Source organism: Campylobacter concisus, from assembly GCF_050447485.1.
Taxonomy (GTDB): Bacteria; Campylobacterota; Campylobacteria; order Campylobacterales; family Campylobacteraceae; genus Campylobacter_A; species Campylobacter_A concisus_BQ.
In genome coordinates, this window is sequence record NZ_JALMFY010000001.1 from 1,731,385 (window position 1) to 1,749,616 (window position 18,232).

The window sequence follows — 18,232 nt, forward strand, 5'->3', positions numbered from 1 at the left end:
TTAATAATCATTAAATAAAACAAAGATTAATTTTTTGTAAAACAGAAGTGGCTAAAATATGCAAAAATTTCATAAAAAGGACAAATGATGAAAGATTTTATGAGCTATGCAGATAGCCTGAAAATTCTAAAAGATACGATAAATGCGTGGGAAAAGGTCGAAAAAGTAGCCATCACAGATGCGCTTGATAGAAATATCGCCTATGATGTGAAAGCTACTGAAAACTATCCAGCAAAGCCAGTTTCGGCGATGGACGGCTACGCTTTTGCCTTTAAAGATGGACTAAGCGAGCTTGAGCTCATCACAGATCTGCCAGCAGGTAGCGACAAAGGGCTGCATGTAGAGGGTAGCAAATGTGTCAAAACCTTTACCGGCTCGCTAATGAGCGAAGGCACCGACACTCTTGTGCCAGTTGAAAATGTCGAGGTAAGCGGCTCAAAAATAATCATCAAAAAGAGCGTGCCAAAGGGCTTTGCTGTGCGAGCAGTGGGTGAGAGCTACAAAAAAGGCGAAATTTTAATAAAAAAAGGCACACGTCTAACTTACGCTGAGATCGCACTTCTTGCCGAGCTTGGCGTCTTTCACGTAAGCGTCTTTATCCGTCCAAGAGTGGCGATACTTGCAACTGGTAGCGAGATAAAAGACCTTGGCGAACCTCTTGATAGTCCAGCGCAAATTCACAGCTCAAATCACGTAGGTATCGCTATGCAGATACGCAAAATGGGCGCGGAGCCGATCCTTTGTGAGATCGTAAGAGATAAGGCCGAGCTTGTTGAAAAAGCGATCATAAATGCGCTAAAATCAGCCGATATCTTAGTGACTACTGGTGGCATCAGCATGGGAGACTATGACTTTGTAAAGGGCGCTTTAAATGAAAATTTTAGCCTCATCATCGAAGGCGCTGCGATAAAACCAGGCCGCCACATCAGAGTGGCAAAATCAGGCGACAAATACATCTTTGCGCTGCCTGGATTCCCTTACTCGGCGATGGTTATGTGCGTGCTTTACGTAAGGGTGCTTATAAACACTTGGTTTAGCCAAGAAGAGCCAAAGATCACAGCGATAATGGACGAAGACTACAAAAAACGCTCGCCATTTTTGGAATTTACAGCGGTAAATTTAGAAAACAGAGATGGCAAGATCTTTGTAAATTTAGATGGCAAAAAGCTAGGCAGTTCAGCGATCGTAAATAACCTAACAAACGAAGCTGCACTGCTTATCATCCCAAAAGAGACAGAATTTATCGCAAAAGGTGAAGTAGTAGAAGTTTTAAAGATGCCTTGCTAAAATGAGTGAAATTTAAATTTGCCAGAGTTACTTTGGCAAATTTAGAGTAAAAAGCAGGGAGAGCTCCCTGCTGTGGTTATTTCTCTTCGTTTGTTTTGATGTAAGCGTAGTCAGAAATTTTAGTCCATTCTCTTGCTTTTTTGAGGAAAGCTCTTTGAGACTCGACGATCTCTTTAAATAGTGGATCTTTTGCGCTCTCTTCATCAAGTAGCTCATTTGTAGCCTTTTTAAGAGCTGCGATGACCTCTGGTGGGAAAGATTTTACTTGGATGTCTGGATACTCGGCCTTCATCTTGTCCCAGTACTCTACGTTTGCGTAAAATACCTTAGTATTCACATCTCTTGCCACCTCAGCAGCAGCCGCTTCAAAGATCGCTTTTAGATCATCTGGAAGTTTTTCATACGCATTTTTGTTGAAGAAAAACTGAGTTTCGCCATCTGGCTCTTGCCAGCCTGTGTAGTAGTATTTTGCCACTTTGTGAAAGCCAAGCGCCATGTCGTAAGCTGGGCTAACCCACTCAACCGCGTCGATCGTACCCATCTCAAGTGCCATATATAGCTCACCAGTTGGGATAGTGTTGATATTTGCGCCAAGTTTAGCGTAAATTTCACCGCCAAAGCCTGGAATTCTTATCTTTAAGCCTTTGATATCATCAACTGACTTGATCTCTTTTTTAAACCAGCCGCCCATTTGCATGCCAGTGTTACCAGCTCTAAAAATTTTGATGTTATACGGGTCAAAAACTTTTGCCTCTAGCTCTTTGCCACCGCCAAATTCATACCAAGCTGTTTGCTCGTCGGTATTCATCATAAATGGTGTCGCTGTAAAAAACATTGTCTTAGGGTCTTTGCCCTTGTAGTAGTAGCTAGCTGTGTAGCCGATGTCGTACTGACCGCTTTTTGCAAAGTCTAGCATCGCAAAAGGTGACTTGTGTTTTGACGGGTAGTCGATCCTGATCTCGATGCGGCCGTTACTCATCTTTTCGACCTTCTCTTTTAGCTCTTTTGGCACTTCACCAAGCACTGGCATAGTGCTCTCCCATGAGCTTGCAAGCTTGAGCTTGTAGACTTTGTCATCTCCCATAGCAGCACAAGCAAGAGCCGCTAGGCCAAGAGATGTTAATAAAAATTTATTCATACTCTCTCCTTTAAAAATTTTGCCTATTATACAAAAAATTTACATTATTAAAATGTGTTATAATCGCAAAAATCAAATTACAGGGCATAAAAATGATAAAAAAGACGAAAATTGTAGCGACTTTAGGGCCAGCAAGTGACAACGAAGAGACGATGGAAGCGATGGTTAAAGCAGGTGTTAATGTTTTTCGTTTAAATTTTAGCCACGGAACACACGAATACCACAAATCAAACATCGACAAGATCAGAAACATCGAAAAAAGACTAAACAAACGCATAGGCATCTTGCAAGATATCTGCGGACCAAAGATCAGAGTTGGCAAGCTTAGTGAGCCATTTTACTTAAAAGCTGGCGACGAGCTTAGCATCTACGCAGAGGATATCGTGGGTGAAAAGATCGAAAAAGGCGTTTATAGAGTGAGCCTAAATCAGCCTCAAATTTTACCTATGCTAAAGGCTGGCGAGTACGTCTATCTCTACGATGGCTCGATCAGAGCAAGAGTTACAGGCGAGGGCAAAGATGTGGTAAAAACCATCATCGAAAATGACGGCATTTTAAACTCAAACAAAGGTGTAAATTTCCCAAATACCACCCTTGGTATCGAGATCATCACGCCAAAAGATAAAGAGGATATGGAATTTGGCGCAAAGCAGGGCGTAAATTTCGTCGCCATTAGCTTCGTGCAAGACGCAAATGACGTGATAAAAGCGAGAAATATCTTAAAAGAATTTGGCTCCAAAGCGGCTATCTTATCTAAGATCGAGAAATTTGACGCAGTTGAAAACATAGACGACATAATCGCAAAGAGCGATGGCATCATGGTAGCTCGCGGCGATCTTGGCATAGAAGTGCCATTTTACAAGGTCCCAACCATACAAAAGCTCATCATCAAAAAGGCAAATGCAGCCAGCAAGCCAGTCATCACAGCAACGCAGATGATGCTAAGCATGGCTGAGCATGAAACTGCTACAAGAGCGGAGATCAGTGACGTGGCAAACGCCGTGCTAGACGGTACTGACGCAGTTATGCTAAGCGAGGAGAGCGCGATCGGCAAAAACCCAGTCGCAGTCGTAGAGGCGATGAGCAAAACGATCATACAAACGCAAAGCATCTATCCATACAATAAATTTGACGAATTTGACTTTTTAGACGAGACAGATATGGTCGCAAATAGCGCAGCTTCGCTAGCTGTTCGCATCAAGGCAAATGCGATACTCTCTATCACGGGCTCAGGCAAATCAGCAATAAAGCTAGCTAGAAACCGCACAAGTATCGACATCATCGCTATCGCGCACGACGAGCAGACAGCTCACATGCTTACCCTTGCTTGGGGCGTGACGCCAGCGCTCGTGCTTGAAAAGACAAAGCTAAATATCCTACTTGCAAATGTCATCAAAAAGGCTTACGACGCTGGATACGTCGAGCATGACAAAACCTATCTCGTCACAGCTGGCCACCCAACAGGCGTAGAGGGCAGCACAAACCTCATACGTATCATCAGACGCGACCAGCTTGATTATTACCTAGACCTTGCAACTGAGTAAATTTATGGATTCTAGTGCCTGATATTTTGGGCACTAAAATTTTTTTAAATTTATTTATCATACGAATTTTAAAATTTGATCGAGTTTTTTAACTGCATGCAGTGCGAAGCACTAAAGCATGCCCTTCTAACGTTGTCGGAGTTAGGGGATCGTTAAGGGGGAAGAGAGCGACTTCGTAATTCAAGCCTCTTCCCCCTTAACAGAGAAACAAAAATCTAAATTTATACTTGTAAATTTTAAAATTCCATTCACTCGCAAGAATTGACTACTAAAATTTGGCTTCGCTTACCGCTTAGCTCAAATTTTAGAGCCGAAATTACTCGCTCATGAAATTTTAAAATTTACTTGGCACTTATTTGTTTTGATAAAGCAAATTTTGCAAATTTTAAAACTTTACTTACTCGCCTTAGCAGACTACTAAATTTAGATCTTGCGAAGCTCGCCACTAAATTTAGAAGCGTGATATGCTCGTTCATGAAATTTTAAAATCTGTATGAAATTTACTTGTAAAAATATAGGATATATAAAATTTATTTTGAAAGAATTTGTGACACCAAATTTAGCGCCACAAATTTAGATTTATTTTTTCTTTTTGCCTTTTGGCTCGTCGCCTTTAAACCAGCCTTTTATCTTGTCAAAGACGCTCTCATCGGTGCTTGACTTGCCTGAAACTATGCCAAAGCTAACTTGAAGCTTGTTTAAAAGCTCTTTTTGCTCGTCGCTTAGTTTATCAGGCGTTTGGATAGAAATTTGCGCTACGAGTCTGCCTTTTTTGCGCGAATTTACACCCTTGATGCCCTCGTTTTCAAAGACAAATTGCTGTTTATCTTTTGCGCCAACTGGCAGTTTTAGCTCTGTTTCACCGCGAAGAGTTGGGATTTTTATGCTCTCGCCAAGAACGGCTTGGGTGAAAAAGACTGGAATTTCTATATAAACGTCGTCGTTGTGGCGGATGAAATGCTTGTCGTCTTTTACATTTATGCTCACATAAAGATCGCCTTGAACGCCGTTTGCACCGATGTTGCCTTTATCAGCGACCCTCATCCTCATGCCACTATCAACGCCCTCTGGGATCGTGATCTTGACGCTTTGTTGCTGGATTTTATAAGCTTTTGCGTTGCAATCAGGGCATGGCTCGCTTATCACTTCGCCAGATCCGTGGCAGTATGGGCACTCTTGAACGATATTCATAAAGCCATTTCCGCGCGTGATCCTGCCGCTTCCGCCGCAGTGCTGGCAAGTTTTGTTTTTGCCATCTTTACTGCCTGTGGCGTTGCATGTTGGGCAAGGCACTTTTTGATCAAATTTGATCTCTTTTTCGCAGCCAAAAACAGCTTCATTAAACTCTAAATTTATAGGAATTTCAAGGTCGGCTGAGTACTTTTCAGCTCGTCTTTTTCTCTGTCTAGAGCCACCGCCAAAACCGCCTCCAAAAAACGAGTCAAAAATGTCTGAAAGGTCAAAATCGGCGCTAAATCCGCCCCCACTGCCAAATCTACCCTCAAGCCCGCCCTTGCCGTATCTATCGTAGATAGAGCGCTTTTGCTCGTCGCTTAAGACCTGATAGGCTTCGTTTATCTGTTTAAATTTCTGCTCAGCCTCTTTGTCGCCAGCGTTTCTGTCTGGATGGTATTTTAAAGCGAGCTTTCTAAAGGCTTTTTTTATCTCGTCGCCAGTTGCATTTCTTGAAATTTCAAGGATCTCGTAATAATCAAACTCCACATTTTTCCTTGTTTATTAAGCTTATTTTAAATGTGAGATTTTATCCAAAAAAGTTTAAATTTAAAAAAAAATTTACATTTTTGCCGTATAATCTCTACTATTTTTCAATGAAAAGGATGATTTATGATTAACGTTTTAATGATAGAAGACGATCCAGAATTTGCTCAAATTTTATCTGAATATCTTGATAGCTTTAATATAAAAGTGACTAACTTTGAAGACCCATATCTAGGACTAAGCGCAGGGATAAAAAACTATGACCTGCTCATACTTGACCTTACTTTGCCAGGCATTGACGGTCTTGAAGTTTGTAAAGAAATTCGCCAAAAATACGACATCCCTATCATCATAAGCTCAGCTCGCAGTGACATCAGCGACAAGGTTGTTGGACTTCAGCTTGGCGCGGATGATTATTTGCCAAAACCATACGATCCAAAAGAGATGTATGCTCGCATCACAAGTCTTATTAGAAGATATAAAAAGACAAATGAAGTTCAAGAAGAGGTCGTTGATAGCGCATTTAGGATAGACGACAAGCGCCATGAAATTTACTTTAATAATGAAGCCCTTGCTCTAACACCTGCTGAGTATGAAATTTTAACCTATCTCATCAAACAGCACAGCTTTTCAGTATCTCGCGAGCAGCTAGTTTATAACTGCAAGAGCCTAAAAGATAAGGACTCAAAGAGCTTAGACGTCATCATCGGACGCCTTAGAACAAAGATTGGCGACAGCTCAAAAGCGCCAAAACATATATTTTCAGTTAGAGGCATAGGATATAAGCTTATCGGATGAAATACTCCATAACCACCAAGATAACTATCATCTTTGCCATCGCTTTCTCGCTGATGTGCTTGCTCTTTGTGACATTTGCAAACATTCAGCAAGAAAGTGCGCTTGAGAAGCTAAAAGACAAACAAATAAGCGCTATGAACTACCTTGTGGCGCTTTACGAGCGTGGCAACCCACCAAGAGATTTAGAACACTACTTTAAAAATTTCAACCTAGAATATGTCGGCAACAAAAATTTAGCCACCTCAGTTACTACAAGCGGAAACGCCATTTTTACGCAGCACACGCCTCTTGGCATGATGCAGTCGGTTAATTACAAAGGCGATTTGTATCTGCTTATCAAAAATCCATCTTTTCAGCTCTTGCTTGAGAGCAACGATGCAAGGCACGTAAATGACCCGCTTTGGGTGGCATTTTTGATCATCTCGGCTCTGCTCATCTCGCTTTATGTCTCGGTGCTTAGAAGCCTCTTGCCGCTTAGAAGACTGAGCAAAGATATCAGAAAATTTGCCAGCGGAAATATGGAGATGGCGATGACTGCTAGGCTAAATGAAAACGAGCAAGACGAGATCGGGCAGGTCGCGGTCGAGTTTGACAACGCCGTTTGCAAGATCAGAGAGCTCATCCGCTCAAGGCAGCTATTTTTACGTGCGATCATGCACGAGCTAAAGACGCCTATTGGCAAGGGCAGGATCGTCTCTGAGATGGTCGCAAACGACACCCAAAAAATGAGGCTCATAAACGTTTTTGAGCGCCTTGAGATGCTGATAAATGAATTTAGCAAGGTCGAGCAGCTTCTTTCAAAAAGCTACGCGCTAAACTACCAAGAGTGCCATTTCTCGCTCATTTTGGAGCAGGTGCAAGATATGCTCATGCTTGATAAATTTGAAGAGCGAGTGAGCTGTGATATCAGAGATGACGTCTTGTTAAGAGTGGATTTTCAGCTTTTTAGTTTGGCGATTAAAAATTTGATAGACAATGCCCTAAAATACGCAGAGAACAAGAAAGCTATTTTGATCTGCGATAGCGAATTTATAGCGGTTAAAAATTTAGGCAAAAAGCTAAATCACCCGATTGATTACTACAAACAAGCCTTCGTGCGCGGCGATAAAGTGAGTGCGGGGAGTGGCATGGGGCTTGGACTTTACATCATCGAGCAAATTTGTCAGATGCAAAAATTTGAGCTTGCTTACGACTACGAAGACGGCTATCACGTATTTAAAATTTTACTTCGTGCAAAGGCAAAACGCGTATGAAAAGGGGCTTAGAGAAATTTAACGAGCTAACTGAGTCTTTTGCTAAGCTACCAGGTGTGGGTAAAAAGTCAGCCGCAAGATTTGCTTACTTTGTCTGCATGCAAGATAGCTTTGCAGGGCTAAGGCTTGCGCAAAATATCGAAGATGCGGTGAGATTTATCAAGCGTTGTGAGCGTTGTGGTGGGCTAAGCGAAAATGAAATTTGCGACATTTGCAGTGACGAGAGCAGGGACAGCGAGGTCATCTTGCTAGTAGAGAGCCCAAAAGATATCCTAGTCTTTGAGCAAAATGGTATCTACAATGGCCTTTACTTCGTGCTTGACGAGATCGATGAGGACGCCATAGAGAGGCTGCGAAGCGCTATCAAGCAAAATGGCTCAAAAGAGGTCGTCTTTGCCTTTACGCCGGGGCTAAATTCAGACGCTCTTATGCTTTATGTCGAGGATAAGCTTGGCATGAGTGAAATTTCTTTTAGTAAGATCGCTCAGGGCGTGCCAACTGGTGTAAATTTAGAAAACGTCGATATGCTCTCACTCCTAAAAGCCTACGAGAGCCGCACAAAAGCCTAATTAAAATTTCTTTTAGTTATAATCTCACCTAAATTTATAATATTTAGTCCGTGTAGCCGCCGCTAAATTTAAAAGGATAGAGATTGATTTTACTTATAGATAACTACGATAGTTTTGTCTTCAACGTCGAGCAGTACGTAAAAGAGCTCACCAGCGAAGAGGTTAGATGTGTTAGAAATGACAAGATAACGCTTGAAGAGATCAAAAAACTAAACCCAAGTAAGATCATCCTAAGCCCAGGACCAAAGCACCCAAAAGATAGCGGAGTTTGCTTAGAAATTTTAAAAGCAGACCTTGGCATGCCGGTGCTTGGCATCTGTCTTGGACACCAAGCCATAGGACTTAGTTACGGTGCAAAGATAAAAAGACTAGATGACCCGCTTCACGGCAAGACCTCGTTTATCGACGTGAAAAACAAAGAGCCGCTCTTTGCAGGGCTGCCTGAGCGCTTTGAGGTTATGCGCTACCACTCGCTCTATGTCGATGAGCTCCCAGCTAGCTTAAGCGCTGATGCGGTGAGCGATGATGGCGTAGTCATGGCACTTAGCGTAAAAGATAAGCCGATCTTTGGCATCCAGTTTCACCCTGAAAGCTACTTCACACAATACGGCAAAAAGATCGTTGAAAATTTTGTAAATTTCAAAGCAAAAGATGAGGTAAAAGAGCCAAAAACACGCTCATTTAAACCATATCTTATCAAGCTTCAAGAAAACATCCCACTTGATGATAGCGACTTTGAGCAAATTTGCGAGATAATAGCCAGCAAAGAGTACGAGATCGTGCAGCTCTCAGCCCTTTTGGTGCTAATTAGCGAAAAGAGCTTATACCCAAAAAGCCTTGCAGCGCTTGCAAAAAATATCCTAAAATACTCGCAAACTTACCGCGACGATACGCCTATGATCGATCTTTGTGGCACTGGAGGCGATGGCTTTAAGACGATAAATATCTCAACTACAGTTGCTTTTATCCTTGCAAGTCTTGGCATAAAGGTCGCAAAACACGGCAACAAGGCCGTCTCAAGCAAGTCAGGCAGCTCTGATGTGCTTGAAATTTTAGGCGTAAAAAGTGAAAAATCACTGGCAAAACAGCGTGAAAATTTAGCTAGTAAAAATTTAGCCTTTTTCCACGCGCCATTTTTCCACCCACTAGTTGGCGAGGTGAGAGAGGTGCGCCAAAGACTTGGCATAAGGACCGTATTTAACGTGCTCGGACCTCTTTTAAATCCAAATTTAAACCTTACAAACCAGCTAGTTGGTGTCTATCATAAGCCAGTGCTAAAACTCTACGCCCAGACGCTTAAGATCCTTGGTAGAAAGCATGCTTTGGTCGTCCGCGGCGATGACGGACTAGACGAGATCACGCTTTGCAGTGAAACAAGCGTTGTGGAGCTAAAAAATGGCGAAATTTTTGAGTATAGCATCACGCCAGAGCAGTTTGGCTTTAAAAGAGTGCTTCACAGCGATATCGAGGGTGGCACACCTGAAGAAAACGCCAAAACCTTGATACGCACGCTAAAAGGCGAGGAGCATGGGGCAAAATTTGACATCGTGGTCTTTAATGCGATGTTTGCCCTCTACGCAGCTGATGGGGCAAAGAGCCCAGACGAGGCCAAAAAAATGGTGCTTGAGGCGATAAATTCTGGCAAGGCGTATAAATTTTATGAAGAGTTTATAAAGGCGCAGGCGTAATGGCGCTAGTTAAAATTTGTGGCATCAAGACGCTAGATGAGGCAAGTGCGGTTTGCGCTTTGGATGTTGATTTTATCGGGCTAATATTTGCCAAAAGTAAAAGAAAGGTCGAGCTAAATTTAGCTAGGCAGATAGCGAAATTTGCTCACAGCAAGGGCAAAAAAGTAGTTGGTGTTTTTGCTTTGCAAAGTGATTGTGAGATAATGGAAATTTGCCAGTTTGCGGAGCTTGACGTCGCTCAGGTGCATGGAGTGGTGAGCGAAAATTTGCATGCAAATTTAAAAGATATGGGGCTTGAGATTTGGCAGGTTTTTAGCGTGAAAGATAGCTTGCCAGAGGTTGATTTTAAGCATTTTGACATGGCGCTTTTTGACTGCAAGGGCGAAAATGCTGGCGGAAATGGCACCAGCTTTGAGTGGGAAATTTTAAAAGAGGTTAAGTTTAAATTTGGCATGGCTGGGGGCATAGGCGAGCACAATATAAAAGAGGCGCTCAAATTTAAGCCATACCTAGTCGATATCAACTCCAAAGTCGAGGACGAAAACGGCATAAAAGATGCGCGAAAGATAGAGAGAATTTTAAAGATCATAGGTGAGGTAGAAGATGAACACTAAAGCATATTTTGGAAAATTTGGCGGGCAGTTCGTGCCTGAGACGGTGATGTTTGCCCTTGATGAGCTAGAAAATGCTTATGAGAGCATCGCAAAGACAAAAGAGTTTAAAGACGAGCTTGATGATCTTTTGAAAAACTATGTTGGCAGGCCTAGTCCGCTCTTTTTTGCAAAGCGCTTAAGCGAGCACTACGGACATGAAATTTACCTAAAAAGAGAGGATCTAAACCACACTGGCGCGCACAAGATAAATAACGCCCTAGCTCAAGCGTTGCTTGCTAAAAAAATGGGTAAAAAGAAAATTTTAGCTGAGACTGGAGCTGGTCAGCACGGCGTGGCAACAGCGACTGCAGCGGCACTTTTAGGCTTAGATTGTGATGTGTATATGGGCGCAACAGACGTTGCTAGACAGCAGCTAAATGCCTTTCGCATGCAGCTTCTTGGCGCAAAGGTGGTGAGTGTAGAAGATGGCTTAAAAACGCTAAAAGAGGCGACCACGGCGGCCATACAAGCGTGGGTAAATGAGATAGAGAGCGCATTTTACGTCATTGGCTCAGCCGTTGGCCCACACCCATATCCAAAGATTGTGCGTGACTTTCAAAGCATCATCGGCACGGAGGCTAAGACCCAGCTTGCAGAGTATGGCAAAAAGGCCGACTACGTCATCGCATGTGTTGGCGGTGGCAGTAATGCCATTGGCATTTTTAGTGCGTTTTTGGACGATAAGAGCGTAAATTTAGTAGGTATAGAAGCTGGCGGCCTTGGCATAGATACGCCTTATCACGCAGCTACGCTTAGCAAAGGCAAAACCGGCATCATCCACGGCATGAAAACGACGGTCTTACAAGATGAATACGGCATGATCTCGCCAGTGCATAGCATCTCAGCAGGCCTTGACTACCCAGGCATCGGCCCAGAGCACGCCCATCTAAATGACATCAAAAGGGTAAAATACGAAGCCGTGACCGACGATGAGTGCATAAATGCCTTGTATTTTTTAAGTAAGATGGAGGGTATCATCCCAGCCATCGAGAGCGCGCATGCGGTGGCGTATCTGGAGAAGCTTTGCCCAAAACTTGATAAAAAAAGCGTCATCGTCGTAAATGTCTCAGGCAGGGGCGATAAGGACATAAACACAGTCATCGGCTACGAAAAAGGAAAAATTTATGGATAAGGTTAGAAGCGCATTTAACGGCAAAAAGGCAAACATCGGCTACATCGTGGCTGGATATCCAAGCCTAGAGAAAACTAAGGAATTTTTAGAAAATTTAGATGAGAGCACGCTTGATCTGCTTGAGATCGGCATCCCATACTCTGACCCGCTGGCTGATGGCAAACTCATCGCGCAAGCTAGCTTTGAGACAGCTCAAAGTGGCGTAAATACCGACGTTGTCTTTGATATGCTTGAAGGCTGCAAGGCAAAAGTGACAAAGCCACTTGTTTTTCTAGTTTATTACAACATCATCTTTGCTTATGGCGTTGATAAATTTCTAAAAAGATCATGTGAAGCTGGAGTGAGCGGCTTTATCGTGCCGGATCTGCCTTGTGAGGAGTGCGAGGAATTTGCTCTAAAATGTAAGGAGCTAAATTTATGCCTTGTGCCACTTATCAGCGTCACCTCTGGGGGCAGGGCGGATGGAATTTTGAAATTTGGCTCAGGATTTATCTACGTGCTAGGTGCTATCGGCGTTAGCGGTTCAAAAAGAGCTGATGAAGATAGGATAAAAAATTTAGTCCTAGAGCTTAAGAAAAAGAGCGATCTGCCAGTGGCTGTGGGCTTTGGCATCAAAAACAAAGATGATGTTAGTGAAGTGAAAAAATATGCTGACGCTGCGATCATAGGCACGCAAATAGTCAAGCTTTGCGCCAAATTTAGTGGAAAAGAGCTGGTTAAAGAGGTCGATAAACTCTTTTAAAATGCTTAATAAATTTATAGCTAATTTAGTAAAGCCAAAGTATAATTAACGCGCATTTCAAGTCTTAAGGAAGAGATATGAGAAAAGTTATAGATGAAGCCACAAGCTATCTTTGCAAGGATACTTTGGGGTTGGATTTAGAGTTTGGCAAGAGCCTTGGTAAAGGATTTTACGGGGCTAGCATACCAGTTTATAAGGGCAAAAGTGAGTATCAGTTTTATCTATTTTTTAAAAAAGATACTTTAAAAATTTTCATGAATGCCTTTTTTGGTCACGAAGATGTTGATGGTGGCGATCTGGACGATCTTTGCAAAGAGATAGCCAATCAGATCATCGGCAAGGCTAAAAATCTACTAAATGAAAAAGAGCCAAATGCTTATAAGCTTGGAACGCCTGAGTTTTTAGGCGAGGTTGAGAATTTTGGCATAAAGCTAAAAGAGAAATTTATATATAAGATAAAAAATAGAACATTTCAAATAGGCTACAAGATACAATGAACGACGAAGGTGCGATAGAGACACTAGAACAGCTAGGGCTTTTCAAGAGCTATGACGAGCTTATGGATATAAGCGTTGATTTTATAGCTGAGCTAGGAACTACCACAGTTAGCATAAATGAGCTTTTGAAATTTGAAGCTGGCTCGGTAATAGACCTCGAAAAACCAGCTGGCGAGAGCGTGGAGCTATATATAAATAATAGAATTTTTGGAAAAGGCGAAGTAATGGTTTATGAGAAAAATTTAGCCATCAGGATAAATGAAATTTTGGACTCAAAGTCAGTTATTCAGTACTTCAAAAAAGAACTTTTATGAAATTTGTACTATTTTTTGTGCTTTTTGCTACGCAGATCTTTGCCTCAAACTTGCTAACATACAACATCTATGAGCGCACTGACAGGGTTGATATCATGCTTAGCTTTGATGCGCCGTATGAGGGCAATATCTTTCAAAAGCGAGAAAAAGATACGACCTCTTTGATACTAAATTCTCTAAGCTACGATCAAAGCGCGAGCAAGGACATAAACTCAAAGATCATTCAAGAGCTAGAGATAGAGCCAAAGCAAAACTCCTTGGTCTTAAATTTACGATCAAACGATGCGATCATCGTAAATGCTTCAAAGACAACTGACAGCTTCGGACTTCGCATCCGCGTAACACTAAAAAACACAAAAACGCAGGTGCAAAATATGCCTCAAGCAAGCGCAAAGATAGAAACTGCTAGCACGCCAAAGACAGAAAATGAACCTATGGTTAATATTGATTCGAGATACTTCATCGTCCTAAGTGTGCTCATCGCACTTCTTATATTTTTATATGTTTTTAAAAGATATATCACTTCAAAAAGTAGTGATTTTAGCGGGTTCAAAACGCCACAAAATCAACCACAAAACGACACAAAGTCGATGAACTGGCTACTTAAAAACCAAAATAGTGGCGTCAATATCATCTATGAAAAATATCTTGACCGCACAAACAAGCTAATGCTTCTAAGCCACGAAAATAGGCGCTATCTAGTGATAGTTGGTAGCTCAAACGTCATGCTTGATAGCTTTGGCGAGGATAAGATCCAAAACGAGCAAGACTTCGCTGTTTTCTTTGAAGAAAATAAGAAAAAACTTGGTTCATTTTTACAAGAGCGCCAAAATAGCCTAAATAACTACAAAGATAAAATGAGCGGGGAATTTTAGTCTCACTTCGCTACTAAATTTAGAAAAGTGTTTTCGCAAATTTTAAAAGCGGCTTCGTATCCGCCATGAAGTTGCTAGCCTGCGAAGTAAAATTTGAGACCTTTCTCACCTTTAAATAAAGATCTTTCGTAAATTTTAAAACTTCATTCACTCGCAAGAGTTGACTACTGATTTTAGGTCTCGCAAAGCTTGCCACTAAAATCAGAGCCGAAATTACTCGTTCATGAAATTTTAAAATTTATCGTATTTTTTTAACCGCATGCAGTGCTTCAGCACTGACGCATGCACTTTGAACGTGCGAGGGGATTGGGGGATTTTAAAAGGGGGATAAGGGGACGGCCTCGTAATTCAAGTCCCCTTGTCTCCCTTTTGGATAAAAAGAAATTTATAAACTTAATCAAGCTGTCTTTACAAAATTTTAAAATCTCACTCACTCGCAAGAGTTGACTACTAAAATTTAGCTTCGTTTGCAGCTTAGCTCAAATTTTAGAACCGAAATTACTCGTTCATGAAATTTTAAAATTTGCCCAAATACACTAGCGTTTTTTTAAAATTGTCAGCTACTTTTACCCTACACAAACGAAATGGCGAAAATTTCAGGTTTTGCGATCTTTTTTATCTCTTCTTTTGCCATGGCAAATTCTTTTGCGCCCTCTATTTTTAGTGTGTGGCCGCTAAACTCAAAGCTCAAATTTAGCTTCTCGCAGGTTATATCAAGTGCCTTGGCTAGCGCAAGGATGAAGCTTAGCCACCTTACACACTCAGCCTTTGGTAATAAATTTTTATACTTTTCAAACTCATAAATATTTTTCTTGCCGTTTGTGCCAATTACTGCGGCTATCAGTGCCTTTTGCTCATGTGAAAAGCCGTAGTTTAGGGCATTTAGTATGATATAGGCTGAGTTTTTGTGATCGCCGTAAAAGCCTATCTCTTGACCGACGTTGTGGAGCTTTGCGGCAATTAGCAGTGTCTCAAGATAGCTATCATTTAGTCCATGAAGCTTTTTAAGCGCCACAAAGATATCCTTTGCGTATCTTGCCACGGCTTTGTTGCAAGAGAGGATGAAGCGATCTTGCAGGCTTTTTACGCTTGGATTGAAATTTTCTGGAAATTTAAGACTTGGACGCAAAAAGTCTTTTAAAAAGACGCCCTCTCTTACACCAACGCCACTTGTGATGACGTTTTTGGCGTTTAGCGCCTTGGCAAGGGCTAAAAATATATGCGCACCCTCTCTGATGGTGTCATATCTATCTTTTTTTATAGGAAATTTATTTAGTTCAAGCACGCTAACGTTTGCGATGCTCTCGATGTAGGCTTGTTCGTCGCTAAGCTTGTAGCAAAAGCCGTGAAGCGATGAGAGCGGATATAAATTTTTGCTCATTATGGCCGATGAGATCGCTCTTAAAGAGCCGCCGATCGCTATTAAATTCGGACACTTAAATCGCTCATCTATCTGCGCCGTGATCTGCGACAGAAATTTTGGTAGTTTGTTTAAATTTTTCTTATCAAAAAATAGCTCTTTTAGCCTCACTGTGCCTATATCAAGCGAGAGGACATCGACTATCTTGCCGTTACTTATCCTGGCAAGCTCAGTTGAGCCTCCGCCGATGTCGATAGTGACGCATTCAGCTAGATTATGAAGCAAATTTTTAGCTGCTATCGCTCCAAAAGTGGCCTCCTCCTTGCCGTCAATAACTTTTAAATTTATGCCAAGTTTTTTTCTTAAAAGCGAGATTAAAACGCCTGAGTTTGGAGCATCTCTAAGCGCTGAAGTGCCGACACATAGGACTTTAGAGCATTTATAGCTTTTTATGATGTTATCAAATTCGCTAAAAGCTTTGATCGCTTTTTGCATTGAAGCTTCTGAAATTTCGTTGTTTGAGCCGTAACCGCCTTCGCCTAGTCGCACTTTGGTTTTGTATTCAGCTAGTATAAAAAATGCTAAGCGTGACGTGCGCTCAAATATCGCCATACGCATAGAATTTGAGCCAAGATCGATCACTGCGGTTCTCTTTGCCATTTTTTATCCTTTTAAATTTAAAACGAGGCTTGCAACTGCTCCGTTTGCACCCTCTCTATTTTTGATAGATATCTCAGCGCCAAGTGCCTGTGCTGCACCTTTTGCGAGAAATAGTCCAAGTCCAGCACCGCCTTTGTTGCCGTATCTTTTAAATGGAGCAAACAAGTCCTTGCTCTCGTCTATACCTACGCCTTCATCGGTTACTTTGATGATAAATTTGCTCTTTTCAAGCCTTGAGCTAATCGTAATGGTGCTATTTTTTGGAGAAAATTTGATAGCATTTTGGACGAAATTTTGCATGATGTGAGTTAGTAGGCTAGTTTGGATGTTGAGATTTAAAATTTCTGGTTTTAGGTCGAGTGCGAGATTTTTTTCTTCACCTTTTGCGAGCACTTCGTAATTTTTACCTAGTTTTTTTAAAAATGCGATCACATCGGTATTTACTGGCTCTTCAAACTGCGCGCCCTCTTGACGACCGATCTCAAGGACTGAGCCTATCATAGCGTTCATGCCGTTGATCGCTTCGTTGTTTGATTTTAGCGCTTCTATGTATTTTTCGCTATCTCTTGGTTTTAAAAGTGTCACTTCGTTTTTGGTTTTCATAACGGCAAGTGGCGTCTTTAGCTCGTGAGCAACGCCTACAAAGAGCTCTTTTTGGTATAAAACGAAAGTTTGTATGCGAGAGATCAGTCTATTTATGCTGTTACCAAGTGGCAAAAACTCATCTGGCAGGCTTTTGATATCGATCTCTTTTAGAAATTTCTCATCTAAATTTGTAAGCTTGTGACTTAAAATTTTTATAGGTATTAAAAGCATTCTTGATAAAAATAGTGCGTAAAATAGCACCAAAAGTATCGCTGTGACATTTACGATTATAATATCTATAAAAATTTCTTCTACTATCTGGCTTTGAAGAGTGGTATCCTTTTCGAGGACTAAGTAGTTGCTTTCATCTAGCCTTGTTGTTAGTGTGGTTGTGCTCTCATCTTTGATCTTTTGCATCACGAGGTAGGGCTTTTCGCCTTTAAGCTCGCCTGCTTTTATGGTGGCTAGAGTTTTGTTTGGGATTTCTATAGTAAAAGTTTTTAGATTGTTTGGATTAAAATTTTGAGGATTGTTTTTGTAAGATATGGCTTGCTGGTTTAGCTCGCTAACTACACTTTGAAAAACGGTGACTCTTATGTAGTGATAGAGCATCACCGAAACAACGGCAATTAGCATCATCGCACCAGATGCTAATTGCAGTATAAATCTATTTCTTAAGCTTTTTTGGGAAAGCAAAATCTATATCCGCGTCTTCTAACAGTTTCTATTGTCGAAATATTTAGCGGTTTGTCCATTTTTTGGCGGATTTGGTTGATAGCAACCTCAATAACGTTTGGAGTTACAAGCTCTGGCTCTTCCCAGATAGCGTCAAGTAGTTGCTCTTTAGATACGATCTGATCTGAATGTCTTGCAAGGTGAGTTAATACCTCAAATGGCTTGCCTTTTAGCTCGATGTCGCGGCCAAGATATGTGATCTTCTCTTCATCAGGGTTGATGATAAGCTCGTCTATCTTGATGATATTTGTGCCGCCAAAGCGTAGTCTAGCCTCTAGTCTAGCTACTAAAATGTCAAAATCAAATGGCTTTTTGATGTAGTCATCAGCGCCAGCTCTAAGTGCTTTTATCTCGCTCTCTTTGTCGTCTTTTGCAGAAAGAACTACAACTGAGGTGCGTGGAGATTTATGTTTTATAATGTTTATAAGATCAACGCCGTCACCATCTTGAAGCATCCAGTCAGTCAAAACTAGGTCGTAGTTTCTGATACCGATGTAGTACTCAGCGTCTTTAAAATTTTCAGAGCTATCTGTCTGATAACCAAACTCTTGCAACCCCTCAGCAATCGTCTTATTTAGCGTTACTTCGTCTTCTACTATTAAAATACGCATTTCTTTTCCTTAAACTAAAATTTATGGTCGATTGTATCATAAATTAAGAAATATTTCAAGATACTTTAATAA

The 18,232-nt window shown here is 41.4% G+C and carries 17 protein-coding genes; 12 read left to right on the top strand and 5 right to left on the bottom strand.

The features are described 5' to 3' along the window. Positions 1 to 87: 87 nt before the first annotated feature. The gene (locus MTT29_RS08765; RefSeq protein WP_429800363.1) at positions 88 to 1,287 is read left to right on the top strand and encodes a molybdopterin molybdotransferase MoeA; all 1,200 of its coding nucleotides are present in this window, start codon (positions 88 to 90) and stop codon (positions 1,285 to 1,287) included. 76 nt (positions 1,288 to 1,363) lie between these two features. On the opposite strand, the gene MTT29_RS08770 is transcribed toward MTT29_RS08765, so the two are convergent. Further along, positions 1,364 to 2,425 carry a TRAP transporter substrate-binding protein gene (locus MTT29_RS08770; protein WP_429800364.1) on the bottom strand — a complete coding sequence of 354 codons (1,062 nt, stop codon included), beginning with the start codon at positions 2,423 to 2,425 and terminating at the stop codon, positions 1,364 to 1,366. Positions 2,426 to 2,517: 92 nt separating this feature from the next. Here MTT29_RS08770 and pyk point away from each other — a divergent pair, with 92 nt between their 5' ends. Next, positions 2,518 to 3,969, top strand: coding sequence for a pyruvate kinase (pyk, locus tag MTT29_RS08775; RefSeq protein ID WP_429800365.1), 1,452 nt, complete (start codon positions 2,518 to 2,520; stop codon positions 3,967 to 3,969). Positions 3,970 to 4,548: 579 nt separating this feature from the next. Here the strand turns inward: pyk and dnaJ are convergent. Beyond that, positions 4,549 to 5,691, bottom strand: coding sequence for a molecular chaperone DnaJ (dnaJ, locus tag MTT29_RS08780; RefSeq protein WP_429800366.1), 1,143 nt, complete (start codon positions 5,689 to 5,691; stop codon positions 4,549 to 4,551). 123 nt (positions 5,692 to 5,814) lie between these two features. Between dnaJ and MTT29_RS08785 the strand changes: the two genes are divergently transcribed. The 10 genes from MTT29_RS08785 to MTT29_RS08830 all read left to right on the top strand — a co-directional run bounded on the left by MTT29_RS08785 (position 5,815) and on the right by MTT29_RS08830 (position 14,209). Beyond that, the gene (locus MTT29_RS08785; protein ID WP_009294394.1) at positions 5,815 to 6,486 is read left to right on the top strand and encodes a response regulator transcription factor; all 672 of its coding nucleotides are present in this window, start codon (positions 5,815 to 5,817) and stop codon (positions 6,484 to 6,486) included. After that, entirely contained in the window at positions 6,483 to 7,739 is a 1,257-nt protein-coding gene (locus MTT29_RS08790; RefSeq protein WP_429800367.1) for an ArsS family sensor histidine kinase, read from the top strand. Before MTT29_RS08785 ends, MTT29_RS08790 begins: the two co-directional genes overlap by 4 nt. Next, a complete protein-coding gene (gene recR, locus MTT29_RS08795; protein ID WP_009294391.1) occupies positions 7,736 to 8,308 on the top strand; it encodes a recombination mediator RecR in 573 nt (190 codons plus the stop codon). Before MTT29_RS08790 ends, recR begins: the two co-directional genes overlap by 4 nt. Positions 8,309 to 8,391: 83 nt before the next feature. Beyond that, the gene (trpD, locus tag MTT29_RS08800) at positions 8,392 to 9,996 is read left to right on the top strand and encodes an anthranilate phosphoribosyltransferase (RefSeq protein ID WP_429800368.1); all 1,605 of its coding nucleotides are present in this window, start codon (positions 8,392 to 8,394) and stop codon (positions 9,994 to 9,996) included. Continuing rightward, the gene (locus MTT29_RS08805; RefSeq protein ID WP_429800369.1) at positions 9,996 to 10,610 is read left to right on the top strand and encodes a phosphoribosylanthranilate isomerase; all 615 of its coding nucleotides are present in this window, start codon (positions 9,996 to 9,998) and stop codon (positions 10,608 to 10,610) included. The genes trpD and MTT29_RS08805 overlap by 1 nt, the downstream gene beginning before the upstream one ends. Continuing rightward, positions 10,600 to 11,781, top strand: coding sequence for a tryptophan synthase subunit beta (trpB, locus tag MTT29_RS08810; protein WP_429800370.1), 1,182 nt, complete (start codon positions 10,600 to 10,602; stop codon positions 11,779 to 11,781). Before MTT29_RS08805 ends, trpB begins: the two co-directional genes overlap by 11 nt. After that, positions 11,774 to 12,523: a tryptophan synthase subunit alpha gene (gene trpA / locus MTT29_RS08815; protein WP_429800371.1), complete on the top strand. Its 750-nt coding sequence runs from the start codon at positions 11,774 to 11,776 to the stop codon at positions 12,521 to 12,523. The genes trpB and trpA overlap by 8 nt, the downstream gene beginning before the upstream one ends. A 77-nt stretch (positions 12,524 to 12,600) precedes the next feature. Beyond that, positions 12,601 to 13,020, top strand: coding sequence for a chemotaxis protein CheX (locus tag MTT29_RS08820; protein WP_002942548.1), 420 nt, complete (start codon positions 12,601 to 12,603; stop codon positions 13,018 to 13,020). Then, the gene (gene fliN / locus MTT29_RS08825; protein WP_002942551.1) at positions 13,017 to 13,334 is read left to right on the top strand and encodes a flagellar motor switch protein FliN; all 318 of its coding nucleotides are present in this window, start codon (positions 13,017 to 13,019) and stop codon (positions 13,332 to 13,334) included. Before MTT29_RS08820 ends, fliN begins: the two co-directional genes overlap by 4 nt. Further along, positions 13,331 to 14,209, top strand: a complete 879-nt coding sequence (locus MTT29_RS08830) for an excinuclease ABC subunit A (RefSeq protein ID WP_429800372.1) — start codon at positions 13,331 to 13,333, stop codon at positions 14,207 to 14,209. The genes fliN and MTT29_RS08830 overlap by 4 nt, the downstream gene beginning before the upstream one ends. Before the next feature lie 571 nt (positions 14,210 to 14,780). Here the strand turns inward: MTT29_RS08830 and MTT29_RS08835 are convergent. The 3 genes from MTT29_RS08835 to hsrA are packed head-to-tail and all read right to left on the bottom strand — an operon-like array spanning position 14,781 to position 18,160. Further along, positions 14,781 to 16,229, bottom strand: a complete 1,449-nt coding sequence (locus MTT29_RS08835) for a Ppx/GppA family phosphatase (protein WP_429800373.1) — start codon at positions 16,227 to 16,229, stop codon at positions 14,781 to 14,783. Positions 16,230 to 16,232: 3 nt separating this feature from the next. After that, the gene (locus MTT29_RS08840) at positions 16,233 to 17,450 is read right to left on the bottom strand and encodes a sensor histidine kinase (protein WP_429800471.1); all 1,218 of its coding nucleotides are present in this window, start codon (positions 17,448 to 17,450) and stop codon (positions 16,233 to 16,235) included. Positions 17,451 to 17,488: 38 nt separating this feature from the next. Next, positions 17,489 to 18,160 carry a homeostatic response regulator transcription factor HsrA gene (gene hsrA, locus MTT29_RS08845; RefSeq protein ID WP_002942555.1) on the bottom strand — a complete coding sequence of 224 codons (672 nt, stop codon included), beginning with the start codon at positions 18,158 to 18,160 and terminating at the stop codon, positions 17,489 to 17,491. Between the last annotated feature and the right edge of the window lie 72 nt (positions 18,161 to 18,232).